Genomic DNA, 24,411 nt, shown 5'->3' on the forward strand with positions numbered 1-24,411 from the left:
CCGCGTTACCGGCCCCGTTCCCCCTCGCGGTCGATCAAGTCCATGACCGCCGCGCGTAGATCGGCGCGCGGCCCGTTGTCGTACAACTCGACGAGCGCGATCTCGGCGACCATCGCGACCATCAGCTGCGCCACCGCCCCGGGATCGGGCCAGCCGAGCCCGGCCAGGTCGCCTTCGACCACGCCCGCGAAGTCGCGATTGCGCGCGGAGACCTCGTCGAGCAGGTCGGTGTCGGTGCGTGATTGCGCGAGAAAGGCCTTGGTGCCGCGTGTTTCCAGGCAGGCGTCCAGATAGGCGGTGATGCCCGCCCGGATCCGTTCGACGCCGGGCGCGATATCCCCGATGCGCGCGGTGATCAGCTCGGCGAGCGCGTCGTGGTACCGGCGGTGCAGCGCGATCACATAGCTGCGCCGATCCGGGAAGTGGTGATAGAAACTGCCTTTCGCCATGCCCGCCACCTCGACGACGGCATTGATCGACAGTCCACGCAACCCACGGTCCTGGGCGACCTGTTCGCCTGCGTTCAGGAGTGCGTTGCGGCCGGGCTCGGCTGGTCGTGGCATGAACTGATCCTCCCCGATCTCTTTGCGTGCGCGCATACCGAGGCTACGCTATGACCGACCGGTCGGTCATAGCGTTCGCGGTCACGGCGTTCGTGGGGTACCGGCCGCACCGACGAGATGAGGAGATTTCGATGTCACGCTGGCCGACACATGTCGCGGGACTCTGCGCGGCCCTGGCCCTGGCCGTCGCGAGCGCGACGCAGGTGGCCGCCGCCGACGACGCACCGGTCGCGCCGTCCTACAGCTACCTGGGCGGACTCGCCGCGCAGGCCACCGGCCCCGGCGTTCCGCCGCCCGGTGCGAACGACTGGTCGTGCCGACCGAGTGCCGCCCATCCGAATCCGGTGGTACTGCTGCACGGTCTGAGCAACGACACCATCACCTGGAATTCGCTGTCCCCGGTCCTGGCCGTCGCCGGATACTGCGTGTTCACCACGACATACGGCACCGGTCCGCTCGGCCCGATCGGATCGATCACCCCGGTGGAGGAGAGCGCCGTGCAGATCGGCGCGTTCATCGATCGGGTGCTGGCGACGACCGGGGCGGCGCGGGTCGATCTGGTCGGCCATTCGATGGGCGGCGCGGTCCCCTTCTACAACCTCAACTATCTGGGCGCGGCGTCGAAGATCGATGACTACATCGCCATGGGCGCCCCGCTGCACGGCACCACCCTCAGCGGTATCCAGTCGATGTTCGCCGGATTACTCGAACAGCCCGCGATCGATGAACTGCTGACCAGCAAATGCGGCCCCTGCCAGGTCTCCTACGGCGCCCCGTTCCTGCGCGTGCTCAACCCCGATCCCGCCATCGCTCCCGATATCCGGTTCACCACGATCGTCAGTCGCTACGACGAGATCGCCACCCCGTTCACCACCGGTCAGCTCGAGGGGCCGAACGTGCGCAACATCGTGCTCCAGGATCTCTGCGCCACCGACTACACCGAACACTACGAACTGACCGCGGACCCGGTCGCCGTGCGTGCGGTACTGAACGCGCTCGACCCGGCACATGCCGAACCGGCCTCGTGCACGGTGGTATTGCCCTTCATCGGCCCGGTCGGACGCTGATCCGATCGGTGGCAGCGCCGCGCCGCACGATAGTTGCTGAACAGTTGCGAGATGTGTCACTGTCTCGACCATGTCCCACGACGTGGTGTCGGATCGGCCGATAGCAGGTCGAACCCTGTTCGGTCATCCGATCGGTCTGGCGAATCTCTTCGGCGTCGAACTCTGGGAACGCTTCTCGTTCTACGGAATGGTCAGCATCCTCGGGTACTACCTCTACTACTCGGTGACAGACGGCGGCCTCGGGCTTTCGCAGAGCACCGGGGTCGGCATCGTCGGCGCCTACGGTGGTCTCGTCTACCTGTCCACGGTGCTCGGCGGTTGGATCGCCGACCGGCTGCTCGGCATGGAGCGCACCGTCTTCTACGGCGGTGTCGTCGTGATGGCGGGCCATATCGCGTTGGCCGCGCTGCCGGGGCTGGCCGGGGTCGGGGTCGGCCTGGCCCTGGTCGCGCTCGGCAGCGGCGCGCTGAAAGCCAACGCGTCCTCGTTGCTGGGCACCCTGTATCCGAAGGATGACGCCCGCATCGACGGCGGTTTCACCCTCTTCTACCTCGGCATCAATATCGGAGCATTCACCGGCCCGCTGCTGACCGGACTGTTGCAGACCCACCTCGGATTCCACTACGGCTTCGGCGCGGCCGCGGTCGGCATGGCGCTCGGGCTCACGCAGTACGTCATCTTCCGTGGCAATCTGGGCACGCACGGTCGCGAAGTACCCAACCCCTTGCCCCGCACGGCGATCGCCCCGATGATCGCGGCGGTCCTGGCCGTCGTGCTCGCCGCGGTGATCGCGTGGGTCACCGAACTGGTGACCCTCGACAATCTGCCCGATGTGACGACAGGTGTCATCGCTGTCGCCGCCGTCGTCTATTTCACGATCATGCTGACCAGCGCGAAGGTGGAACCGACCGAACGCAGCCGGGTGCGCGCCTTCATTCCGCTGTTCCTCGCGAACGCGGTGTTCTGGTCGCTGTTCCAGCAGATCTTCACCGTGCTCAGCGTCTATTCCGATGAACGTATCGACTGGAACGTCTTCGGCTGGACCGCGCCGTCGAACTGGATCAGTTCGATCGAGCCGGTCTGGATCATCGCGCTGTCCCCGCTCTTCGCGCTGATGTGGACGCGCCTGGGCAATCGCGCGCCGAGCACACCGCGCAAATTCGCCCTCGGCGTCATCGGGATGGGGGCGGCGTTCCTGCTGTTCGTTCCGCTGGCCGGATTCGACGGGAAAACGGTGCCGGTGCTGCTCGTAGTCGTGGTCATGGCACTTTTCGCCGTCTCGGAACTGTTGCTCTCGCCCATCGGCCTGGCCGTCACCACCCAACTCGCCCCGGTGGCGTTCCGCGCCCAGATGATGGCGCTGTATTTCTTCTCGGTCGGCATCGGCACCTCGATGGCGGGCACGCTCGCCCGTTTCTACGACCCGGACAACGAGGTCGCGTACTTCGGAATCACCGGACTGGTGGCGATCGCCGTCGGCGCGATTGTTGCCGGGCTCGCGCCCTGGGTAAGTCGCTATATGGCGGGCGTCCACTGAATCGACAACTCCGGTAGTCGCCCGATCTCGGCAGGCCACAGCATGAAGGAGTAGACCGTGACGATCTCGCGCCGTTCCGGCCGGGGCGGAATGTTCCGCACCAAATCGGTGGAACAGTCCATCCGCGACACCGACGAACCCGATTCGAAACTCCGCAAAGACCTGACCGCCTGGGATCTGACCGTCTTCGGTGTCGCGGTGGTCGTCGGCGCGGGCATCTTCACGCTGACCGCGCGCACCGCGGGCGACGTGGCCGGTCCTTCGGTCTCGCTGGCCTTCGTCTTCGCCGCGGTCGCGTGCGGATTGACCGCCCTGTGCTACGCAGAATTCGCCTCGACGGTGCCCGTGGCGGGCAGCGCCTACACCTACTCCTACGCCACCTTCGGTGAATTGGTCGCCTGGATCATCGGCTGGGATCTGATCCTCGAGTTCGCGCTCGCGGCCTCGGTGGTCGCCAAGGGCTGGTCGCAGTATCTCGGCGAGCTGATGGGGCGCAGCGCGGCCGTCGTCGACCTCGGCCCGGTCACCTTCGACTGGGGCGCGGTGCTGCTGATCACGGTCCTCGGTGTACTGCTCGCCGTGGGCACCAAGATCTCCTCGCGTGTCTCGGCCATCGCCGTCGCCATCAAACTGGCCGTCATCGCCCTCGTGCTCGTGGTCGGCATCGGCTACTTCGACAAGTCGAATCTGAGCCCCTACATACCGCCGTCACAGTCCGGCGCCGCCGACGAGGGCATCCACCAGTCGCTGTTCTCCTACCTGACCGGCGCGGGCAACAGCACTTTCGGCTGGTACGGCCTGCTCGCCGCCGCGAGCCTGGTGTTCTTCGCGTTCATCGGTTTCGACGTGGTCGCGACCGCCGCCGAGGAAACGCGGAACCCGCAGCGCAGCGTGCCGCGCGGCATCCTCGGCTCGCTGCTCATCGTCACCGTGCTGTATGTCGCGGTCTCCCTGGTGCTCACCGGCATGGTTCCCTACACCGCACTGTCCGGCGGCGACGCCACCCTGGCGACCGCCTTCGCGCTCAACGGCGCGGACTGGGCGAAGAACGTCATCTCCGTCGGCGCGCTCGCCGGCCTCACCACCGTCGTCATGGTGATGTACCTCGGACAGACCCGCGTCCTGTTCGCCATGTCCCGCGACGGCCTGCTGCCGCGCCGACTCGCGCACACCGGCCAGAACGGAACCCCCGTGCGGCTCACCGTCATCGTCGGCGTCTGCTGCGCCCTGCTCGCCGGTTTCGTGGACTTCGGCACGCTGGAGGAGATGGTCAATATCGGCACCCTGTTCGCCTTCGTCCTCGTCGCGGTCGGTGTGCTGATCCTGCGCCGCACCCGCCCCGACCTGCCCCGCGGATTCCGCGTCCCCCTCGTACCGCTCATCCCCGTCCTCGGCGTCCTGGCCTGCCTGTGGCTGATGCTGAACCTGTCGGTGGAGACCTGGCTGCGTTTCCTGGTGTGGATGCTGATCGGTTTCGTGGTGTATTTCGCCTACGGTCGGCGGCATTCGGTGCTCGGCCGCGCGTCGACGGCGGAGAAGACCTCCGACTAGCGCGCGCGTCCCCGGCGGCCGCCGCTGTGATCCATCCCCCACCCGCCCGCTACCGCTGAGCGGCCGCCCTCGCAAATCACGTTGTCCACCTTGACCTCTGGCAATTCCGTGGAATACCGGCGATTGACATGATCCGCCCATTCGACCCACCAGGGTATGTCGGGATTCCGGTACAGGCGTACGAGTCGGTAGGCTGACCCGCACGCCCCTATAGCCCAATTGGCAGAGGCAGCGGACTTAAAATCCGCCAAGTGTCGGTTCGAGTCCGACTGGGGGCACTACGAAACCGCAGGTAAATCGGTATTCCGGTCGTTGTCCCTGTCGTCGGCAACCCATTGATACCCGCAGCAGCCGGACTGCCCTGGTACATCGCCTCCGCCACGGGTGCGGATCGCCATCGACTCGCTGTCGGTGGGGATCGGCGGTCCGGTCTGCTCGAGGAGGCGCGATCGCGACAGCGCACGTGCACCCTGCGGATTCCGGAACCGGACGTGGCAGCATCAATGGCATGTCGATTGCTGTCACATCCTTCGATCACGTCCGGCTGACGGTGTCCGATATCGAGCGGTCTCGGAAGTTCTACGATCTCGTTTTCGGGTGGCCCGTTTACCTGGAGGTGCCCGTCGACGCCGACGACGCCACCCGTGAGAAGTTCTGGTTCCTGTTCGGTGGGGTCCTCTACCGGGTGAGCGACACCCAACTGCTGGGGTTGCGGCCGGTAGCCGAGGACGGTTTTCACGAGGACCGTTGCGGGCTGGATCATTTGGCGTTCACCCTGCCGGATCGCGCTGCCCTCGAAGCGGCGGTCGCGCTGCTCGATGAACACGGTATCGAACACGAACCGGTCAAGGAACTCGGGGTCATGGCGATTCTGGAATTCCGCGACCCCGACAATATCGCCCTGGAACTGGTCGTACACGCCTGACTATTCGGCGCCGCGACTGGTGAAATCGAAGGATCCACCGTCGATGCCCCAGGAGATGACCCGTTCGGGGTGAATGCGGATGACCGCGCGTTCCTGGGGCGAGAACGGTGGCTCCTCGTCGTCGAGCGCCTCGGCGGTGCCGCGTACCTCGATGCCGCGAATCACGTACGGCTCCAGGGAAACCTGTTGGTCGACGACGAACGACACGCGGCTGCCCGCCTCGATATTGCGGAATTTGCGGCTGGCGCGCATCCGCATGCCGCCGATATCGATCGAGCCGTCGGCGTTCACCCGATAGCCGGTCGGATTGTTCTGTACGATGCCGTCGGGTGACACCGTGGCCAGTCGACCGATTCCGGCCTCCGCGAGGAACCGCTGTTCGTTGTTGGTGAAGGTCATGTCGTTTTCTCCTCTGTGAATTCGTGTGTGGCCGTCGATCCGTGCTCCGAAGTCAGAACAGGATCAGCGCGGTGCACAGTCCGGCGATGGCGATGAATTGCAGGGTGACCCGGTACTTCAGAATGCTGTCCCACCTGTCCTGTAGCGCGCGGGCATCGGCCGGAATGACGCCGCTCAGCGCCGCGGCGGTCTGCCGGGAATTGATCGGCTTGGCGACGCGGACGTAGAAGGCGAGCCAGGTCAGCAGTGCCGTCACTGTGATCCCGGCCGCGACGGCGGCGCCGATCTGCCCGGCCGCCAGCGCGATCAGCAGTGTGAGCACCGCGGCGATCATGCCGCCCGCGCCGACGATCGGCATGCGTCTGTCGCCGTAGTAGTGGCCCCATCCCGCGCTGATGGTCACGGTCGCGTCATCGAGTTTGCGGTTGACGGACCGGGTGATCACGGCCCCGCAGACATCGGTGCCGTAGACGACGGCATTGGCGAGAACGGCGGCGACGGCGATGATCTGGCCGGTGACAACGAGCATTTCGGCTCCCCTTTCCTGAAATCTAGCATCGCTAGAAACTGGAGCAACGGTAACATTTGCCTGTTAGCTTGTCTAGCGTTGCTAGATTCCGGGCCGCTGATAGGGACGGGCCGGTCGAAGACGTGATGGCGAGCCGCTGCCACGTCGGCTACGATCTCGGACCCAGGAGCGTTGCCGGCATTCCGAGGGGGGATCGTGCTGCAAGCCGATATCGATCAGATCAACGCGCTGGCCCGAACTTTGGATGAGATCGCCGCGAACGTCGACGCGATCGACGTCCGGACACGAGCGAAGACGGTGGCGGGTGGTCTCGCAGGGACGCCGTTGGGGGCCGCGTGCGAACTGGCGACCGAATACACCGAAGGGGCGTGGCTGCGCACGAGCGGGCGGGTCACGGCGGTGGCCGCCGCGATGCGCGTCGCCGCCGACGACCTCGCGGTCACCGACGCCGAGTTCGGGCGGCGGCTCGATGAATTCGACTACCGCGCGCCCGAGAGTCGCTGATGAGCGAGTGGGCTTTGACCAGGACCGATGTCGCTTCCTGGGATCCCGCCGTACTCGCCGGGCTCGCCGACCATCTCGACGAGGCGAACGGTCGATACGCCGACGAACTGCGTCGGATGACGCGACGGGTCGCGGAGGCCCATACCTCCTGGGCCGGTGCGGCATACGATGCCGCCTCGGACCGGGTGGACGAAGATCACCGGCAAGCGTCCAAGATCAACGCGGAGGTCGTGGATCTGGCGACGGTGTTGCGCCGAGCGGGTCTGCGGCTGGCCGGCGAACGCGCCAATCTGATCGACAAGGTCGAGACGGCCGAGAACATCACCCCGATCGCGGGGGAAACGTATCGGGTGCGCGACGATTGGACCCTCCGGGTGGGGTTCGCCGACGACACCCCGGCCGACAAGCGCGCGGAGATCACCGGGAACGCGCAGGCCCAACAGGGGTTGATCGACAAGGCCTTCTTCGAGTTACGTGACGCGGCGCGGTCGGCGGATCGGCTGATCCGTGCGGCGGCGCAGCAGGTTCGCGACGCCGGCAACGCGGTGGGGGAGGCGCTGGATCGGCCGGTGGTCGCGGAGACCGAGGATCCCGGTGTCGATCGGGCGGTGTCGGCGCCACCCGCCAACGCGACGGTCGCGCAGAACGCGGCGTGGTGGGACGGTCTGACCGACACCGAACGCAAGGAGGTCGTCGCTCGCCATCCCGAGTGGATCGGCAATCGTGACGGAATCCCGGCGGCGGCCAGACACGAGGCGAACGTCGCGGTCCTCGCCACCGAAAGACAGCGGCTCCGGCAGCGGCTGGAGAAGCTGAACACCGATATCGACAACCATCCGACCGGTGGGTGGTTCACCGACGAGGACGCCGAACGCGATCTGGTGAAGGAGAAGCTGGCATCGCTCGACGAGGTCGGCAAGCTTCTGGAAGCCAACCCGGAGCAGGGGCGGCTGCTGGTGCTCGACACCTCGGGTGAACGGGTGAAAGCGGCTTTCTCCATCGGAGATCCGGACACCGCCGCCCACATATCCGTCGCTGTTCCCGGGAAGGACACGACCGTCGATCGGTCGTTGTCCGGCATGGTCGACGAGGCCAGGGGGCTACAGATGGAGGCGGAGAAGGCGCTGCGGTCCCGGGGCGACGACTCGGAGGTGGCGGCCATCGCGTGGATCGGTTACGAACCTCCCGATGCCGGAGGGGGGACGCCATGGGACTCCCGCAAGAGCCTGGACAACTGGGTCGAAGGCACGCTCGGGTCGGCGAGCGAGGATCGGATGCGTTCCGGCGCACCGAAATTGGCGAGTTTCCTGGAGGGTCTGGATACCGCGTCCACCACCTCGGACCCGCATATCACCACGCTCGGGCACTCCTACGGATCGTCCACCACCGCGCTCGCACTCCAGCAGTTGCAGGCGCAGGGCAAGTCGGTGGTCGATGACGCGGTTTTCCTCGGTTCTCCCGGGATCTTCGCCGACGACGCCACCGATCTCGGGTTGCGCCCGGGGCACGCCTATCTCGCCGAGGCCGATGATGACCCCGTCGCCGATCTCGGAAGGTTCGGTGGTGACCCCTCGTTCGGCGATTTCGACAACCTGTCCACGAAGGACGGGGTCGGCTATGACGGGCAACAGCGCGACGGCGTCACCGGACACAGCCGATATCCGCACCGGGGCACGATCACGGCGTACAACTTCGCGATGATCGCCGCGGGCCATCCGGAGATGGCGGTGCGATGACGATCCGCGCGGTCCTCGGCGCCGGTCTGGTCGGGGTGTCGCTCGTATTGACCGGAACCGCGTGTGACCCGACCGGAAAGGACGAGATGCACGAGCACTACCTGGCGCAGTTGGAGGAGCGGCTCCGCAACTGGCCGAGTCTGGAAGACACCGCGCGGCAGATCACCGACGCCGTCGACGAGATCGCTCGGGCGATCACCGCCCGGGTCCCCGCCTTGCGCTTCGAACTCAGCGACGAAGCGACGCAGGGCAGTTGCGGCGGCGACTTCCATCGCAACCGGATCGGAGGCGTCAATCGGGAAGTCGGGAGGCTCGTCGCTCCCGGTCCGATCCCCGATGACGCCTGGCCCGATGTGCTGGCCGACACGCGACGTATCGCGGCGTCGTACGGCGTCACGCAGATGGAGATCCGTGTCGACAAGCCCGGCTACCACAACGTCCGCTTCTACGATGACACCTGGAACGAGATCACCCTCGGTCATGTGGAGGCGACGGTGATCGGGGGCGTCACCGGTTGCCGGTTGAAGTCGGGCACCGAACCGAACCCGCCCGTCACTCCCGGCGGCAGATGAAACCACCGCCGACCCGGCGGATTCGTCCTGACCACATGCACCGGCCCAGCTCGTCGCGACGAGCTGGGCCGGCACAGTTCAACTACGCGATGGAGCTACGAGCCCGCGCTCAGGGTGGTGAGCAGCGCGGTAATCAACGCGACAAGTGCGTCCATGCTGATTCTCCTATCTCATCGCGGTGAGAACTTCCCCACCATCGCCACGAGTTTGGCGATACCTGAAACGCTAACCGGAACTATTTTGGAGGAAAAGAATTCTCCTGGCTTCGTTACCAACCATTTATCTTGAATGGGTCGCGTCGCTACGGGAGGAATCGATTGAAAACCAGTCACTCGCTGGCGTTTCAGCATTCGTGAGAGCCTCCGAGGGCGTCCTGTGCTGAGCGGGGAAAGATCGATCTACCTGCATGTATGTCGGTGGACTCGATGCTGGATCCGGGCCGGTGGATGTTAATGTCGCCTGCGTGAACTTCTGGTCGGTTATGTGGGACGCTTAGCAAACTGTTCGTCGCATTTCCGCGATTCCTTCCATATGGTCAGTTGAACGACTGGGGTAAGGGGTGGAGGGCAGGTTTTAAATTATCAAATGATGTTTAGGTTCGCGCTCCCGGGTAACCTCATTCGAGAGACACACTCGAGGGATCCGACCGGGCCGAGCGGGAAGGAGGGAATTCGGATGATTGTCGAATTTATCAACTCGCTGCTGGAAGCCATTCGGGCGATTGTGGGTATTTGACGCAATTCGCGCCGACGAGATATCCGCCCCACGGTCGCCGACCGCGGGGCGGATATCGGTTTCACGCATCATCGGCTCCGGCCGCGACCTCTCGAACCACAACCTTGGTGGTGATCTGCCCACCCTTGGTGCGTCGACCCCAGCACTCGGGGACCTGATATCGGAGGTGGATGCGATGGACAGTAGAGCTGTCCCCGCAACACAGACCGGAGTATCCGATGTCGATCACCAGCACTTTCACCGCCTCGGCGGAACGTCGTGCCACGGTCTCGACCCGAGACGGCGTCGAGCTCGCGGTACGCGAATACGGCCCGCGTGACGCGGAGTCGACCGTCGTCCTCCTGCACGGCCACTGTCTGCGCGCCGAATCCTGGACCTACGTCCGGGACGAGCTGACGCGGCGGTACGCCGGAGCCAGGGTCGTCTGCTACGACCATCGCGGTCACGGCGACTCCGCCACCGCGCCCCAGGGGACCTACAACCTCGACCAGCTCGGGCACGACCTGCGTGACGTTCTCGACGCGGTCGCCCCGACCGGCCCGGTCGTGTTGATCGGGCATTCGATGGGCGGGATGACCGCGCTGACCTACGCGGCCCAGAACCCGCACGAGATCGGAACCCGCGTCGTCGGTGTCGCGCTCATCGCCACCGCCGCCAGCGGACTGGCCGACGCGGGCTTCGGCCGCCTGCTGCGCAACCCCGTCGTGTCGCTGTTCCAGTCCGCCGTCCGACGCGCGCCGCGGGTCATGCAACATGCCAAGCGGGTGGCGAGCACGGTGTTCGCCCCGATCATCCGCACCGCCGAATTCGGTGATCGCACGGTGAGCCCCCGGGTGCTCGCGCTGGCCAACGCGATGCACAACGAGACCCCCATCGTGACGATGGCGAGCTTCCTGAGCGCGTTCATGACCTACGACCGCACCGACGCGCTGGCCGCGCTGTCGCGGATTCCCACGCTGGTGCTGTGCGGCTCGGCCGATCTGATGACGCCGCCGTCGCATTCGGTCGCGATGGCAGCCGCCGTCGACTACGCGGATCTGGTCATCCTCGAAGGCGCGGGTCATTCGGTCATCCTCGAGCAGCCGACCGGTGTCGCCGCGGCCATGGCCCGCCTGATGACGCGGGTGAGCGGTATGGGCGAGACGTTCGATTCCGGCTTCGCCCTCGCCGCGTAACGCTCAGCCGAGCAGGGGCAGGGCGACCGGGCCGGGTCCGGTCGCGGCGGCCGGGATGCGCTCCAGGACCCCGCCTGCGAAGACGTCGTAGAGCGGCAGTGATTCCAGGTGGACGTATCCGATATGGCAATCGCAGACCGCGAGCGGGCAGCCGCGTGGCGCCGCCGCGCGGGAGAAGGATCCGTCGTAGAGGTTGCCCAGCGGTTCCGGCACGAAATGGCAGCGGCGGACGGTGCCCTCGCCGTCGACCGAGATCACCGAGGATCCGGTACGGCACGGTAATCCGACGGAACGGTGCGGGTGACGGCTGAACGGGAACAGCGGATCCAGCGCGGTCCAGTCGTCGGCCTCGGCATCGGTGTAGGTGTGGCCCTCGGCGGCGTTGACCCACAGGTAGACGTGGTCGGGCAGATCGGCGCGCAGCCGCCGCGCGTGCGGCGAATGTTGCGGCAGTCCGACGATGCCGACACTGAAACGCACACCGGCGTTCGCCAGCCGCACGGTTTTGTCGAGGAAGCGGGCGTACGGGGTCTGGCCGGGATGGTAGGTGCACCACAGGGCGAGGGTGTCGCGATCGGCGTCGGCGAGCCATTCGGTGCGGCAGCTGAGATTGGTCTGGATGGCGACCCGCTCGACATGCGGATGGTGCGACAGTTCGATCATCGCCCGGCGATACCAGGAGCGGACCAGCCCCTCACCCCACGGTGTGAACAGGATCGAGAGCCGGTGCTCGGTCGCGGTACCCGCCCACCGCGTGAAACGTTCCAGCGCGGCGCGATCGGCGCGCAACTGCTCGGTCGAATCGCGCCGCTTGGCGAAGGGGCAGTACGGGCAGTCGTAGTCGCACGACGACAGCGGCCCACGGTAGAGAATCGTCAGAGCCACGGGCCGGTCACCGGTGCTCGTAGGCGGCCATGGCCGCGCGGACGGCGGGGGAGAAGAATTCCGGGCCGATGGCGTCGGAGTAGGCGAGACCGCGCGGCGACAGGCGCAGCCGGTCCGATCCCGCGTCGTCGAGCCAGCCGCGCTCGGCGAGCGACCCGAGTTCGGTGGAGAAACCGTCGCGGGGATCGCGGCCGAAGAGCCCGCGGTACTCCGCGACGGAGAAACCGTCGGCTTGCAACAGCGATTGCAGCAGGTACCGGCGTTCGGCCTCGTCCCCGTCGATGACCCGGCCGTAGGCGGCGCGGGTGAAATCGGTGGTGGCCGTGTAGGTGTCGATGATGGCCCGGACCTCACGCGGGGCGACGGCGTAATCGAACGAGTAGTGCACGCCGGAGGTGTAGGAGCGGGCTCCGCAGCCCAGACCGATCATGCCGTCGGTCTGGCAGGCGTAATCGTCGGGGCCCTGCGGTGGCGCGTCGAGTCGGCGGAACATCCGCATGGAGACCTGCGCGTAACCCTCGGCGAGCAGGTGATCGCGGCCCTCCTCGTAGCGTCGCAGCCGTTGCTCGTCCCAATCATGTTCGGCCGCGACGGGGTCGACGTTCCTGCCGAGGCCGGTCAACGGACGGACGTAGAGCGGGTACAGGTAGATCTCCTCCGGTCGCCACGCGAGCGCGGCGTCGAGTGAGAGTCGCCAGCTGGCCGCGGTCTGGCCGTCGATGCCGTAGATCAGGTCGATGTTGAGCACCGGTATGTCGGCGTCGCGGATCCGGCCCAGTGCCGCTTCGACATCGGCGCGCCGCTGCGGGCGCACGGCGGCGCGGGCCTCCTCGTCGATGAAACTCTGCACGCCCAGGCTCAGGCGCGTGGTCCCGCGCTCGGCCAGGACGCCGAGCCGATCGGCGGTCGCGGTGCTCGGTGAGGCCTCGACCGACAGCGGGACAGCGCGCAGGTCCGCGCCCATCACGTGCTCGGCGATATCGCACAGCCTGGTCAATTCTCCGGCCTCGAGGAAGGTCGGCGTGCCGCCGCCGAACGCGGCATTGGCGAAACGCACCGGCTCGGTGTCGCCGAGGGCCGCGCGCACGGTCTCGGCCTGACGCGTCAGCGCGTCGAGGTAGCGGCCGGTGAGTCCGTCGGGGGCGCCGACCCGGGTGAACAGATTGCAGAATCCACAGCGGACCTCGCAGAAGGGGATGTGCAGGTAGAGCGAGAGCGTGCTGGTGGGTTCGCCCGACCACAGGTCGGCGATGGCCGGTCGCGGGGTGAGGGGACGGTAGGCGGTTTTGTGCGGATACGCGTAGACGTAGTTCTGGTACGGCCGAGGTAGCGCGACGGTGTCGATCATGCGGGAGGCTCCAGGAAGAAGTGGCCGTAGGGGACTGTCCACACCGATTCGTGGCCGAGCCGGTGTCCGGTGTAGCCGTCGTCCCCGTAGGCGGTGCCGTGGTCGGAACAGACGATGGCGAAACATCGCCGCCGCGAACGCATCACGTCGAACAGGCGTCCCACGTGGCGGTCGATGTATTGCAGTGCGGCCGCGTGGGTGGCGCGGCTGTCACCCGCCTCGCGGGTAGCGCCCGGCAGGTGGAACCAGTTGGGCTGATGCAGTGCGGAGGCATTGACGAAGAGGAACAGTCGCCGGTCCTCGGGCAGCGCGGACACGATACGTTCGGCACAGGCCACCTGCGCTTCGAACGAGGTGGGCGAGGCGACGGAAAACTCCTTCTCCCAATGGCTTTCGGCGAACAGGCCGGGCAGGACGCTGCCGAGCGCGCCCTGTTTGTTGAAGAAGCCGACGCCGCCGACACATGCCGTGTGGTACCCGCGCGCGGCGAGTGCGGTCACCAGATCGGGTTCGTCGAAGACGAAGGTCCTCTCCGCCGTCGTCTCGCTTCCCGCGAAACGCGCCGCGAACAGACGCGGATGCGGGCCGGGCGTGGCCGGGGTCGGCAGGAATCCGGCGAAGATCGCGTGGTGGGAGGCGTAGGTGAAACTGCCCGGCGCATGGCGTCGTTGCCATTGTCCGCCGGGCAGGTGCGCGGCCAGATTGGGCAGACGGCCCGCGGCGGCCGCTTCGACCGCGACGTCGTAGCGCAGGGTGTCGAGGGTGAGCAACAAGACGTCGTCACGGCCGATCACCTCGGTCATATCGGGGCGCGGGTCGGGGGTGGTCACGAAGCGCACCCGACCATGACTCGCGACGAAACGGCCGGCGACGCGACGGGATGACGGTCGCGGGCCGCGCGGATCTGCGCGGTGTAGGTGTCGAGTCCGGCGGCGGGTCCGTCGGGCAGGCCGGTGAGCCGCGGCAGCAGGTCGCCGAAGGCATTGACCTCGCCGACGACGAATCGCCGCCAGCCGATCACGGGAAGCAGATCCACACCGACGCACAGTGTTCCGGGGAAGCAGGCGGCGGCGCGTTCGCAGATCGCCATGGCTTCGGCCCACTGCTCACCCGCCGCGGCGCGCACCGCGTCCACGTCACCGCGAGTCCCCCCGAGATGCAGGTTGGTCATCGGCGCCCGGCTGGTCCGGACGACGACGTGGGTCGCGCGGCCCGCGATCACCACCACGCGCAGATCGGCCGATCGGTTGTCCTGCGAGGCCTTCGGAATCCAGCGCTCGGCGTGCAAGCCGTCCGGTGCGAGCCGGTCGACGATCGCGGCGACTTCGCGTTCGTCGGTGTAACGCCGTATCCGCAGCGAGTTGTGCAATACGCCGTCGGCGGTGATCTCGACCGACGTCGTCGCCCGGATCCGGCCCGAGCGCGTCGATTCGATCGCGAGCACACCCGAGGCCGACGACCCGTGCGCGAGTTTGACGAACACGCGCGCCATCTCCGCCTCGCGCATACGCTCGCGGACATCCGACCAGTCGTGGACCGGTGCGGCCGTGCCCGAGGTGAGCGCGGGCGGCACCGGAACGCCCGCCCGCGCCAGCCGTTCGTGGCACAGGCGCTTGTCGAACAGCACGGCGATATCGTCCGGATCGTCGAGCCTGATGCCGCCGCGCAGCGAACGCACCGCCTCCAGGAAGCGGACGTACCAGCGTGCCGAACCCTCGACCCGGGTCGGATCCGGCACACCGCGCAGCACCCGATCCACCTCGGCGTTCTCGCCGGGCGAGTCGAGTCGCACGATCTCGTCGGCGGCGAATTCGTGACCGCCCGCGCGCAGGACGTCACGCCATTCGAGTACGCGCGGTTTCGCCGAACCCGCGGTGACCGCGGCTTCGGCGAACATGCCGACCCTGCGGTTCTCACCGTTGCCGACGATCACCCAGCGCGGTGCGGCCCCGCGGACATCAGTCATGTCGCGTCACTTGCCGCGCCGAGGGAGCGCCGTGACGGAGCCGACTCCGCACGGACTCGCGACGGCGCATCGATGACCCTCGTCACTCGCCGACGGCGACGAAACGCCACACGGTGCCGTCTTCCTCGTCGTCCTGCTCGGCGTCGTCGGCGTCCAGACTGAGCGCGACGCCCGCGGGTTCCAGCGCGGCACGCACCCGCTCGCGCATGGCGTCGGTCAGGTAGTTGTGGTGCATATCCAGGGATTTCAAATGGCTCAGCGGCTGACCGGTGAGCAGTGCCGCCGCGCCGTCGTCGGACAGCACACCCATCGAGACGTCGAGCGATTCGAGTCGGGCGACCACCGGCGCGGCCGAGAGCGCGGTGGCGATCTCGTCCTGGATCTCGCTGTTGCGCAACGCCAGGTGCGTCAATTTCGGCAGCCGGGTGCCCGTGAGAATCGGGGCCAGATCTTCCACGACCGCGTCGCCGCCGTATTCCGAGGTGCCCAGCCACAGATCGAGGTGGGTGAGTTCGGGGAAATCGCTCGCGCCGATACCGCGCACTGCCTCGGCGGGCAGACCGCCGCTCTCGAAAGTCAATTTCCGCAGCCGCTCGTGACGCGTCGGCGGAAATTCCAGATCCTGACCACCGCGCACCCCGAATTCCTCGAGTTCGGCGAAGGTTTCCAGCAGCGGGGTGATCCGGCCCTGTTTGATCCAGGAGATCTCGTTCTCCTCCATCACGATGTCGGCGAGGAACAGCGACCGCAACGCGGGCAGGCGATCCTTCGCGGCGATCAGCGCCTCGATCACCGACTCCGGCCCGTTGTCGTAGGACTCGGTCCACTGGCCGACGATCAGGGCTTCGACCTGCGTGGTGTCGACGGCATCGAGGAACCGGGCGAAACATTCCTCCCAGGTTTCCTTGGAATCCCACGACGACACACCGAGGCGCCAGGCCACCGAGCGCGCGGCGGGCAGGTTCTTCTTGCCCGCCTTCTCGTCGCCTTTCTTTTTTCCGTCCTTCTTCTTCCCGTCTTTTTTCTTCTTCTCCGGCCCGGGGAAAGCGAAGGCAGGCAACCCGCCGAACTCCTTCATGTGGTCGCCGATGCTCATATGTCGCCCAGTCCCTTTCGGCCGTTCTCGTGATCTATCCCGTGGTTTCTACCAAGCCGCACCGACAACGGCAGCGCCGGGGATGGATCACGGCGCGGGTTGTCGGTGTGGCGCGCTACCGTCTCGGCACGGCTCGGATCTCGGGCCGCGACGGGAGGAAATCATGTATCGGCAGGGTGATGTTCTGATCATGCCGTTGAACGAGAGCGCGGTACCGGATTCGGCCGCCCACGCGCCCTCGGTGGCCAGGGACGCCAGGGGCAGGCTGGTGCTCGCGCTGGGGGAGGTCACCGGCCACGCGCACGCGGTTCAAGGGCCGGGCAGGTTGATTCGCGAAGCGGGGGCGACGGGGCCGATGCTGCTGCATCTGCCCGAGGGCGGCCGGGTCGTCCACGAGGAACACGCCGCCATCGGATTGCCGAAGGGCTGGTATCGGGTGGTGCGCCAGCGCGAGTACGTGCCCGGTTCGGTGCGCATCGTCGCGGACTGAGAACACACGAGAAAACGTCGAAAGATATTCGGGAAGTACGGAATTGAGCGAGTTCGTGACAAAGCGGGACGAGTGGCGGTCGGTGGCATCGGCGACCGGCCCCGGTGATCGAAAAGTGACCGAGGACGCGGTGCGCGCGGCCTACCGGCAGGCAGGGCTCGCCGAGCCCGAGCGCATCGCCTGGGCGCGGTCGCCGTTGGAAGCGGTGCGGATGTTGCGGACCGACGGCGCGCTGGGGGAGACGGGCGCCTGCGTGCGCGAGGCCGTGCGCAACGGTCCGTGGGCGGCCGAGCGCGCGCGGTCGCACGCCGAACTCGGCCCGATCGGATTCGGTGAGCACTGGCAGGCGACCGGTGCGGATCTCTGGGAGTTGACCAGTACCGTCGTCGACCGCATCCGGACCGGCGTCATCGAGGAGGTGGCGTCGAAACCCAAGAAGCGGAACAAGATTCGACTGCTGCTGCTCGACGCCGCGCTGGGGCAGTTCGACGCCGCGTGGCTGTCCGCGTTCGGCACCGAATCCGGACAACCGCTGGCCCCGCTCGCCGCCATCGCCCGCGAGGCCGGTCTGTGGTGGCCCTACGAGAAGGTCGCGCTGATCAGCGAACGCCCGACCGAACTGCACCGCGACGAAGCCGGACGCCTGGACCGCGGAGACGGGCCCGCCCTCGCCTACGCCGACGGATTCGGGCTGTACGCGTGGCGCGGTATGCCGGTGCCCGCCGAATTCCTCGACGGATTGAGCGGTTTGACCGCCGAGAAGATCCGCCAGGAGGAGAACGCCGAGCTGCGCCGGGTGATGCTGGAGTACTACGGCTACGACCGCTACCTGGACGAATCGGGCGCCAAGCCGATCCACAGGGACGAGACCGGCGTGCTGTGGCGTATCGAACTCGACGGTGACGAGGATGTCGCGATGGTCGAGGTCGTCAACTCCACCCCCGAACCCGACGGCACCAATCGCACCTACTGGCTGCGGGTTCCGCCGGACACGGAAACCGCGCGCGAGGGCGTCGCCTGGACCTTCGGCGTCAGCGCGCAGGACTACGAACCGCTGAAGCAGACCTGAGCGGTTCGGGGCACGGTGTCAGCCGAGGACGCCGCCGAACAGGCCGCCGCTCTGACCCGCCTGCTGACCGCCGCCGGTGCCGCCGATGAGACCGCCCGGCGGCAGTTCGGACGGCTGAACGATCACGAATCCGCGACCGGAGAACGACAGCGTGATGCCCTCGCCGGTGCTGCGGCCCATGAGACGGCCGAGGCCGAAGGAGTCGTTGCGTTTGATCCCGGTCTGCAAACTCGACGACCAGGCCACGGCCGCCTGCGGATCGGCGTAGGTCGGCTGGTCGACATTGAGCACCACCGGGGTGCCGTGGGTGGTGATGGCGATCCGGCCGCGTCCGGTGAACACACAGTTGAAAAGACCCGCGTTACTGGCGTATCCGGCCGCGCCCTGCACGCGCTTGACGTCGTAGCGCAGGCTCGAATCGAAGGCGAGGACGTTCGCGCCGTTGATGGTGAGCCCGTCGCTGCCGTCCAGATCGATGGTGTGCACGTCGGAGGCATTGCTGGCGACGAACAGGTCACCGCGTCCGGTGACCTTCATCAACGGCACGCCCTCGCCGGTGAGCCGCTGCTGGATCGCACGGCCGATACCGCCGGAGCCGAGCGCCTGGAAGTTGAGATCGCCCTGGTAGGCGACCATCGATCCGGCACGCGCCATGGTCTCGCCGTTGACGGCGACCTTGATCATCTTGCCGCCCTGCTTCTGGATGCCGACGCCGGTGGCCTCGGCGAAGCTCGGGTTGAACAGATCGCTCTGCATCGGCAGTGCTCCTTGCTGCGGTGCTGACATCGGGGGCGGCGCGGCGGGCGTCGGGTAGCCCGACGCCGGGGGGTAGGAACCGGCCGGAGGTGAATAAGGCGGTGCCGCTGGCGGATACGGTGGTTGCCTCGGTGGTTGTGAGTAGGCGGACTGCGGTGGCGCGGATGTGGGGGCGGGTGGTGCGGGTTCGGCATCGATATCCACGCCGAATGCTGTCGCGATACCGGCGAGCCCGTTGTCGTAGCCCTGCCCCACCGCGCGCACCTTCCACGCGCCCGCGCGACGATAGATCTCCACGCACACCACGGCGGTCTCGGTGCTCAGGCCCGTCATCGGGAAGGTCAGCGTGCCCGCGTCCGATCCGATGGTGGCGAGCAGGGAATTCGCGCCCGCGAAGGTGCGGGGACCGCTTCCGTCCAGACTCGCGGTGACCACGACGCGCTCCACATCGGCGGGCAGCGCGCTGGTCCGCACGTCGACGACATCCCCCGCGCCCTGCCCGTGCCGGTAGGTGACCCCGGGCCCGGTGGGTTGGTTGAAGAAGACGAAATCGGCGTCGGAGCGTACCTTCCCGTTCGACCCGAGCAGCAGCGCCGAGACATCGACGGGCGCCGAGCAGTTGACGGTGATCGTCAGCCGATCGGCGGGCGCGGGACGGTTCTCGCCCCGGGCCAGCGCGGTCATCGCGCGGCCCGCTTCACGATAGGTCCGAATGACACGCGGCTCACGGCCTCAAGTGTGTCCCGACTTCGGCGCGCGCGCCACTGTTCCCAGTGGTTCGGCGCGTGTGGCACGGCGACCCGTCCGTCCGGGCGGTGGCGTCGGGCGACCCGTCACATCCGCTCCGGCGCGTCGATGCCGAGTAGTCCGAGTCCCTGTTCGAGGGTGCGCGCGGTGAGAGAGCACAGCGCGAGCCGGTTACCGCGCACCGCTTCCGGCGAGGTGAGGACCGGGCACCGGTCGTAGAAGGCGGTGAAGGCGCGGGCGAGGTCGTAGAGGTACCCGCACAGCCGGTGCGGTTCGAGTGTCGCGCCGACCTCGGCCAGAACCGTGGCGTAGCCGTCCAGTTCGAGGGCGAGCGATCGTTCGGCGGGCTCCGGGCAGACGGTGGGATCGACCTCGTGCCGCTCGTTCGCCGCCTTGCGCAGGATGGAGCGGATGCGGGCATGGGCGTATTGCAGATAGACGGAGGTATTGCCGTTCAGCGCGACCATCCGCGCCGGGTCGAAGGTGTAGTCCTTGATCCGTGAGGTGGACAGGTCGGCGTATTTGACCGCGCCGATCCCGGCCTGTTCGGCGATCCGGCGCACCGTCGTCGCGGGCAGTTCGGGATTCTTGCCCGTGACGATCGCCTCGGCGTGCGCGACCGCGTCGTCGAGCAGGTCGAGCAGCCGGACGGTGCCGCCCGCGCGGGTTTTGAACGGCCGTCCGTCGGGTCCGAGTACGGTGCCGTAGGCGATATGTTCGGCCTCGATATCGTCGGTGAGCCAGCCCGCCCGGCGCGCGGCCTCGAAGATCAGCCGGAAGTGCAGCGCCTGCCGCGAATCGGTCACGTAGAGCAACCGCCGCGCGCCGAGTTCGTCGATCCGTTGCCGCAGCGCGGCGAGATCGGTGGTGTCGTAGCCGTATCCGCCGTCGCTCTTGCGGACCATGAGCGGTACCGGCCGATCGTCGGGGCCGCGGACCTCCTCGGACAGGATGACGAGCGCGCCCTCGCTGTCCACCGCGATACCGGCCGCGACCAGGGCTTCGACGGTGTCGGCGAGTACCGGGGCGTAACTGGATTCGCCGACCGAGTCCTGCGGGGTGAGCAGTACGCCGAGCCGTGCGTAGACCACGGCGAAGGCCCGTTCGGATTCGGCGACGATCTCCCGCCACCGCTCCCGCGTCCCGGCATCACCGGATTGCAGCGCGACGACCCGCGCGCGGGCGCGCTCGGCGAACGCGGCGTCGGCGTCGAATTCCGCCCGTGCCCGCTTGTAGAGGCCGTCCAACGCCGACACCGATTCGGTGTCGCCCGACACCTCGCCGTGGCGCCACCGCGCGTCGGGATGTTCGGTGAGGTACTGGATGAGCATCCCGAATTGGGTTCCCCAGTCCCCGAGGTGATTGCGCCGGATCACCGTCGCCCCGAGGAAGTCGAGCACCCGGACCAGACAGTCGCCGATGATCGTGGTCCGCAGATGGCCGACGTGCATCTCCTTGGCGATATTCGGCCCGGAATAGTCGACGACCGTGCGCCGCCGGTCTTCCGACGCGGCGACGCCGAGGCGCGGGTCGTCCAGTCGCGCGGTGATCTGGCCCCACACCGCACGGTCGGTGACCGAGAGATTCAGGAAACCCGGTCCCGATGCCGTCGCACCCGACAACAGTTCTGTCGCCTCGAGTTCGGCCGCCAGCGCGGCGGCGATATCGGGTGAACTCAGCCCCGTCCGCCGGGTCAGCGCCATCGCGGCGCCGGACTGGAAATCGGCGTGCGCGGAACGTCGCACCATCGCGTCGGCGTCGGACACATCGGGCCGCAGACGGCCGATCGCGGTGGTGACGGCGCTGCTCACCCGGTCGTTGAGCGAGCGCACCCCGGACTGGTCCACCATTGACTGGTCCACCACTGGTCCCTCCTCGGTCGGAGCGGCCAGTATTCCAGTCGGGTGCGAGCCGGAGCCGGCGAATTCCGGTCCGTCAGACCGGGGTGATCGGCAGGCGCAGAGCGGCGGGGGCCGCCACCGGCACCACCGGATTCTTCGGGGCGACGGGCGCGACGCGGCGATAGGGCGCGCCGAGTGTCGGGCGCGGATCCTCCTCACCCTTGTTGGGCCACAGCGACATCGCGCGCTCGGACTGGGCGGTGATGGTGAGTGACGGATTGACGCCGAGATTGGCCGAGATGGTCGAACCGTCCACGACGTGCAGCCCCTCGTATCCGTAGAGCCGCTGATAGGGATCGACCACACCGGTGACCGGTGAATCGCCGATCGGGCAGCCGCCGATGAAATGCCCGGTGATCGGAATGTTCACCATCTCGGTCCAGCTGCCCTGCGGGATACCGTCGATCTTCTCCGCGACCCGGCGGGTGACCTCGTTGCCGACCGGGATCCAGGCGGGCGGCGGCGTGCCGTTGCCGTGCCTGGTGGTCATGCGCCTGCCGAAGAGGCCGCGTTTGTTGTAGGTGACGATCGAATTGTCGATGTTCTGCATGACGAGCAGGCCGATCATCCGCTCGGACCAGTGCGAGGGATTGTGCAATGTCGTCAGATCGCGTCGCTGCCGCCACAATTCGCGCGCGCCGAGCACCCAGCGCCGTTTGCCCTCCTGCCCGTCGACCAGCACGGTGGTGAGCAGTCCCATGAAATTGCTGCCCTTGCCGTAGCGGACCGGTTCGACGTGGGTGTGCGGGTCGGGATGGATCGACGACGTGATCGCGACGCCCCTGGTGAAATCGGAATCCTTGCCGCGCGCCCGCGCCGCGAGTACGGCCTCGGAATTGGTGCGCGACAGTTCGCCGAGCCGATCGGAGATATTCGGCAGGTGCCCGCGATCCTTGAGATTGTGCAGCAGCTGCTGGGTGCCGAGCGCGGCGGCCGAGAACACCACCTGGTCGGCGGTGAAGGTGGTGCGCTGTTTGCGGATCCAGCGTCCGGTGCGGACGGTGTCGACGGCGTATCCGCCCTCCGGGCGCGGGCGCACGGTGACCGCGGTGGTCAGCGGATGGACGGTGGCGCCCGCCTGTTCGGCCAGGTAGAGATAATTCTTCACCAGCGTGTTCTTGGCACCGTGACGGCAACCGGTCATACATTCCCCGCAGTGGGTGCAGGTGGAACGCTGTGGTCCGGCGCCGCCGAAATAGGGGTCGGCGACCGATTCGCCCGGCCGCGCGTCCTTGTCGGCGAACAGAACGCCGACCGGGGTGCGCCGGTAGGTGTCGGCGATACCCATATCCTTCGCGACCTCGAGCAGCACCCGATCCGACGGGGTGGTCGCCGGATTGGTCGTGACGCCGAGCATGCGGGTGGCCTGGTCGTAATGCGAGGCCAGTTCGTCACGCCAGTCGGTGATGTGGGCCCACTGCTTGTCCTGGTAGAAGGTCTCCGGCGGTTCGTAGAGGGTATTGGCGTAGACAAGCGAGCCACCGCCGACGCCGGTGCCGCTCATGACGAAGGTGTCCTTGAGCAGGGTCAGCCGCTGGATGCCGAAACATCCGAGTCTGGGCGCCCAGAGATACTCGCGCAGGTGCCAGGAGTTCTTGGCGAATTCGTGGTCGGCGTAGCGACGGCCGGTTTCCAGCACGCCGACCCGGTAACCCTTCTCGGTGAGACGCAGCGCCGTGACGCTGCCGCCGAACCCGGAACCGATCACCAGCACGTCGTAGTGGTGGGACTTGCCGCTCATAACCGTCCTTTGCCGAAGTGTCGGGTGCCTACTGTTCCCGAGATCCGGTGACGCGCGGGAGAGATCCGGGGACATCCGATCCACATTTCCGGCCAGATCGGCGGCGGATCACCTACCCGGCACCAGGTAGAAATGCGGATGCCCGGCCGCGCGGGCGCTGTCACCATGGGGAGATGGGGAGCGTTCTGATGACAGGTGACCTGCACGGCAATACCGGCCACGCGCTGGCGCTGTTGCGCGTCGCGGCGCGCCAGGAATGCGATCGGCTCTTCGTGCTGGGGGATTTCGGGGCGTGGGAACACATCGCGGCGGGGCGTCGCTATTTCGACGTGGTGAACCGGGCCGCGCGCAAATGCCGCGTGCAGGTGTATTTCCTCGACGGCAATCACGACAAATCCTCGCTGCTGCACCGGATGTACGGCGCCGAACCGGACGACGAGGGCTTCCTGGTGTGCCGCAAGAACATCCGCTACGCGCCGCGCGGATTGCGCTGGACCTGGGAAGGCACCCGTTTCGCCGCGTTCGGCGGCGCCTACTCCGTCGACAAGCAGTGGCGGCTCGCGCACGAGGCCTCGCAGGAGCGCACGGCCCGACGCCGCAGGCAGTTCGGCTCCGCGCGTCATCCGGTGACCGCGGAGACACTGTGGTTCCCGGAGGAGGAGATGACCGACGACGAATGCGATGCCCTGCTCGCGGACGACAGCCCGGTCGATGTCCTGCTCACCCACGACAAGCCGCGCGGCTCCGATCCGGACTGGAACCGCAAGAACCTGCCGGAATGCCTGCCCAATCAGGATCGGATCCAGCGCGTGGTGCGCACGTTGCGCCCCGATCTGCTGCTGCACGGCCATCTGCACTACCGCTATACCGACAGCGTCGACCGCGGCGACGGCGCGACGACGCGGGTCGAAGGACTCGGCGCCGATCCCGAGGGATCGGCGTTACCCGACTACCGCAGCGCCGATTCCTGGCTGGTGCTGCCGCTGCCGTACGCGGCGGAGACGGCGGCTCACGACCTGGCGGTCTGATCCGGCGCCATCTCGGTTGTGCTGCCGCGCCTTGTTTCTCGCCGATCGGTTTGCGACGGCCGTGATGGGAAACCCGGCGCGTAGCAGCGTT

General features: G+C 67.4%; 22 protein-coding genes and 1 tRNA gene. 12 read left to right on the forward strand and 11 right to left on the reverse strand.

Annotated features, from left to right (window positions below):
- Positions 1–5 precede the first annotated feature (5 nt).
- Entirely contained in the window at positions 6–563 is a 558-nt protein-coding gene (locus DAT37_RS27895) for a TetR/AcrR family transcriptional regulator (protein WP_109527956.1), read from the reverse strand.
- 131 nt (positions 564–694) lie between these two features.
- On the opposite strand from DAT37_RS27895, the gene DAT37_RS27900 reads away from it, so the two are divergent.
- From DAT37_RS27900 to DAT37_RS27920, 5 genes are all read left to right on the forward strand, one after another.
- A complete protein-coding gene (locus tag DAT37_RS27900) occupies positions 695–1,630 on the forward strand; it encodes an esterase/lipase family protein (protein ID WP_109527957.1) in 936 nt (311 codons plus the stop codon).
- A 70-nt stretch (positions 1,631–1,700) separates the two neighbouring features.
- Positions 1,701–3,167, forward strand: a complete 1,467-nt coding sequence (locus DAT37_RS27905) for a peptide MFS transporter (RefSeq protein WP_109527853.1) — start codon at positions 1,701–1,703, stop codon at positions 3,165–3,167.
- 90 nt (positions 3,168–3,257) lie between these two features.
- Positions 3,258–4,718, forward strand: coding sequence for an amino acid permease (locus DAT37_RS27910; protein ID WP_109527854.1), 1,461 nt, complete (start codon positions 3,258–3,260; stop codon positions 4,716–4,718).
- Positions 4,719–4,922: 204 nt separating this feature from the next.
- Positions 4,923–4,996 (forward strand) — tRNA-Leu (locus DAT37_RS27915).
- A 230-nt stretch (positions 4,997–5,226) separates the two neighbouring features.
- Positions 5,227–5,643, forward strand: a complete 417-nt coding sequence (locus DAT37_RS27920) for a VOC family protein (RefSeq protein WP_109527855.1) — start codon at positions 5,227–5,229, stop codon at positions 5,641–5,643.
- Here DAT37_RS27920 and DAT37_RS27925 read toward each other — a convergent pair whose 3' ends face one another.
- Both DAT37_RS27925 and DAT37_RS27930 read right to left on the reverse strand, forming a co-directional pair.
- Positions 5,644–6,042, reverse strand: a complete 399-nt coding sequence (locus DAT37_RS27925) for a PPOX class F420-dependent oxidoreductase (protein ID WP_109527856.1) — start codon at positions 6,040–6,042, stop codon at positions 5,644–5,646. It lies immediately after the preceding gene.
- A 52-nt stretch (positions 6,043–6,094) separates the two neighbouring features.
- The gene (locus DAT37_RS27930) at positions 6,095–6,571 is read right to left on the reverse strand and encodes a DUF1772 domain-containing protein (protein ID WP_109527857.1); all 477 of its coding nucleotides are present in this window, start codon (positions 6,569–6,571) and stop codon (positions 6,095–6,097) included.
- Positions 6,572–6,766: 195 nt separating this feature from the next.
- On the opposite strand from DAT37_RS27930, the gene DAT37_RS27935 reads away from it, so the two are divergent.
- The 4 genes from DAT37_RS27935 (at position 6,767) to DAT37_RS27950 (ending at position 11,293) form a co-directional block, all read left to right on the forward strand.
- Positions 6,767–7,075 (forward strand): hypothetical protein, encoded by a 309-nt coding sequence (locus DAT37_RS27935; RefSeq protein ID WP_109527858.1) that lies wholly within the window; start codon positions 6,767–6,769, stop codon positions 7,073–7,075.
- Positions 7,075–8,811, forward strand: a complete 1,737-nt coding sequence (locus tag DAT37_RS27940) for an alpha/beta hydrolase (RefSeq protein WP_109527859.1) — start codon at positions 7,075–7,077, stop codon at positions 8,809–8,811. The genes DAT37_RS27935 and DAT37_RS27940 overlap by 1 nt, the downstream gene beginning before the upstream one ends.
- Entirely contained in the window at positions 8,808–9,383 is a 576-nt protein-coding gene (locus DAT37_RS27945) for an LppA family lipoprotein (protein WP_109527860.1), read from the forward strand. Before DAT37_RS27940 ends, DAT37_RS27945 begins: the two co-directional genes overlap by 4 nt.
- Before the next feature lie 953 nt (positions 9,384–10,336).
- Positions 10,337–11,293, forward strand: coding sequence for an alpha/beta fold hydrolase (locus DAT37_RS27950; RefSeq protein ID WP_109527861.1), 957 nt, complete (start codon positions 10,337–10,339; stop codon positions 11,291–11,293).
- Positions 11,294–11,296: 3 nt separating this feature from the next.
- Here DAT37_RS27950 and DAT37_RS27955 read toward each other — a convergent pair whose 3' ends face one another.
- From DAT37_RS27955 to DAT37_RS27975, 5 genes are all read right to left on the reverse strand, one after another.
- Positions 11,297–12,178 (reverse strand): STM4011 family radical SAM protein, encoded by an 882-nt coding sequence (locus DAT37_RS27955; protein ID WP_109527862.1) that lies wholly within the window; start codon positions 12,176–12,178, stop codon positions 11,297–11,299.
- Between the two features lie 7 nt (positions 12,179–12,185).
- Positions 12,186–13,526, reverse strand: a complete 1,341-nt coding sequence (locus tag DAT37_RS27960; protein ID WP_109527863.1) for an STM4012 family radical SAM protein — start codon at positions 13,524–13,526, stop codon at positions 12,186–12,188.
- Entirely contained in the window at positions 13,523–14,356 is an 834-nt protein-coding gene (locus DAT37_RS27965) for an STM4013/SEN3800 family hydrolase (RefSeq protein WP_232840047.1), read from the reverse strand. Before DAT37_RS27965 ends, DAT37_RS27960 begins: the two co-directional genes overlap by 4 nt.
- On the reverse strand, positions 14,353–15,492 hold the full coding sequence (locus DAT37_RS27970) for an STM4014 family protein (protein WP_109527864.1): 1,140 nt from the start codon (positions 15,490–15,492) through the stop codon (positions 14,353–14,355). Before DAT37_RS27970 ends, DAT37_RS27965 begins: the two co-directional genes overlap by 4 nt.
- A gap of 82 nt (positions 15,493–15,574) precedes the next feature.
- The gene (locus DAT37_RS27975; RefSeq protein WP_109527865.1) at positions 15,575–16,588 is read right to left on the reverse strand and encodes an STM4015 family protein; all 1,014 of its coding nucleotides are present in this window, start codon (positions 16,586–16,588) and stop codon (positions 15,575–15,577) included.
- Between the two features lie 163 nt (positions 16,589–16,751).
- Between DAT37_RS27975 and DAT37_RS27980 the strand changes: the two genes are divergently transcribed.
- The gene (locus DAT37_RS27980) at positions 16,752–17,078 is read left to right on the forward strand and encodes a hypothetical protein (RefSeq protein WP_109527866.1); all 327 of its coding nucleotides are present in this window, start codon (positions 16,752–16,754) and stop codon (positions 17,076–17,078) included.
- A 55-nt stretch (positions 17,079–17,133) separates the two neighbouring features.
- The gene (locus DAT37_RS27985) at positions 17,134–18,147 is read left to right on the forward strand and encodes a DUF6745 domain-containing protein (protein ID WP_109527959.1); all 1,014 of its coding nucleotides are present in this window, start codon (positions 17,134–17,136) and stop codon (positions 18,145–18,147) included.
- A gap of 18 nt (positions 18,148–18,165) precedes the next feature.
- On the opposite strand, the gene DAT37_RS27990 is transcribed toward DAT37_RS27985, so the two are convergent.
- From DAT37_RS27990 to DAT37_RS28000, 3 genes are all read right to left on the reverse strand, one after another.
- The gene (locus tag DAT37_RS27990; RefSeq protein ID WP_109527867.1) at positions 18,166–19,587 is read right to left on the reverse strand and encodes an AIM24 family protein; all 1,422 of its coding nucleotides are present in this window, start codon (positions 19,585–19,587) and stop codon (positions 18,166–18,168) included.
- A gap of 149 nt (positions 19,588–19,736) precedes the next feature.
- A complete protein-coding gene (gene argS / locus DAT37_RS27995; RefSeq protein WP_232840048.1) occupies positions 19,737–21,515 on the reverse strand; it encodes an arginine--tRNA ligase in 1,779 nt (592 codons plus the stop codon).
- Positions 21,516–21,585: 70 nt separating this feature from the next.
- The gene (locus tag DAT37_RS28000) at positions 21,586–23,292 is read right to left on the reverse strand and encodes a GMC family oxidoreductase N-terminal domain-containing protein (RefSeq protein ID WP_109527869.1); all 1,707 of its coding nucleotides are present in this window, start codon (positions 23,290–23,292) and stop codon (positions 21,586–21,588) included.
- A 173-nt stretch (positions 23,293–23,465) separates the two neighbouring features.
- Here DAT37_RS28000 and DAT37_RS28005 point away from each other — a divergent pair, with 173 nt between their 5' ends.
- Positions 23,466–24,320, forward strand: coding sequence for a metallophosphoesterase family protein (locus DAT37_RS28005; protein ID WP_109527870.1), 855 nt, complete (start codon positions 23,466–23,468; stop codon positions 24,318–24,320).
- The last annotated feature ends 91 nt before the right edge of the window (positions 24,321–24,411 follow it).

The organism is Nocardia aurea (assembly GCF_003123685.1).
Lineage (GTDB): Bacteria > Actinomycetota > Actinomycetes > Mycobacteriales > Mycobacteriaceae > Nocardia > Nocardia aurea.

Excerpts from the sequence above, each read along its gene's own strand:
- DAT37_RS27925 (WP_109527856.1), bottom strand. The coding sequence starts at position 6,042 with ATGACCTTCACCAACAACGAACAGCGGTTCCTCGCGGAGGCCGGAATC.
- DAT37_RS28005 (WP_109527870.1), top strand. The coding sequence starts at position 23,466 with ATGGGGAGCGTTCTGATGACAGGTGACCTGCACGGCAATACCGGCCAC.
- DAT37_RS27910 (WP_109527854.1), top strand. The coding sequence starts at position 3,258 with ATGTTCCGCACCAAATCGGTGGAACAGTCCATCCGCGACACCGACGAA.
- DAT37_RS27895 (WP_109527956.1), bottom strand. The coding sequence starts at position 563 with ATGCCACGACCAGCCGAGCCCGGCCGCAACGCACTCCTGAACGCAGGC.
- DAT37_RS27945 (WP_109527860.1), top strand. The coding sequence starts at position 8,808 with ATGACGATCCGCGCGGTCCTCGGCGCCGGTCTGGTCGGGGTGTCGCTC.
- DAT37_RS27920 (WP_109527855.1), top strand. The coding sequence starts at position 5,227 with ATGTCGATTGCTGTCACATCCTTCGATCACGTCCGGCTGACGGTGTCC.
- DAT37_RS27960 (WP_109527863.1), bottom strand. The coding sequence starts at position 13,526 with ATGATCGACACCGTCGCGCTACCTCGGCCGTACCAGAACTACGTCTAC.
- DAT37_RS28000 (WP_109527869.1), bottom strand. The coding sequence starts at position 23,292 with ATGAGCGGCAAGTCCCACCACTACGACGTGCTGGTGATCGGTTCCGGG.
- DAT37_RS27975 (WP_109527865.1), bottom strand. The coding sequence starts at position 16,588 with ATGAGCATCGGCGACCACATGAAGGAGTTCGGCGGGTTGCCTGCCTTC.
- DAT37_RS27980 (WP_109527866.1), top strand. The coding sequence starts at position 16,752 with ATGTATCGGCAGGGTGATGTTCTGATCATGCCGTTGAACGAGAGCGCG.
- DAT37_RS27970 (WP_109527864.1), bottom strand. The coding sequence starts at position 15,492 with ATGACTGATGTCCGCGGGGCCGCACCGCGCTGGGTGATCGTCGGCAAC.
- DAT37_RS27940 (WP_109527859.1), top strand. The coding sequence starts at position 7,075 with ATGAGCGAGTGGGCTTTGACCAGGACCGATGTCGCTTCCTGGGATCCC.
- DAT37_RS27905 (WP_109527853.1), top strand. The coding sequence starts at position 1,701 with ATGTCCCACGACGTGGTGTCGGATCGGCCGATAGCAGGTCGAACCCTG.
- DAT37_RS27950 (WP_109527861.1), top strand. The coding sequence starts at position 10,337 with ATGTCGATCACCAGCACTTTCACCGCCTCGGCGGAACGTCGTGCCACG.
- DAT37_RS27900 (WP_109527957.1), top strand. The coding sequence starts at position 695 with ATGTCACGCTGGCCGACACATGTCGCGGGACTCTGCGCGGCCCTGGCC.
- DAT37_RS27990 (WP_109527867.1), bottom strand. The coding sequence starts at position 19,587 with ATGACCGCGCTGGCCCGGGGCGAGAACCGTCCCGCGCCCGCCGATCGG.
- DAT37_RS27930 (WP_109527857.1), bottom strand. The coding sequence starts at position 6,571 with ATGCTCGTTGTCACCGGCCAGATCATCGCCGTCGCCGCCGTTCTCGCC.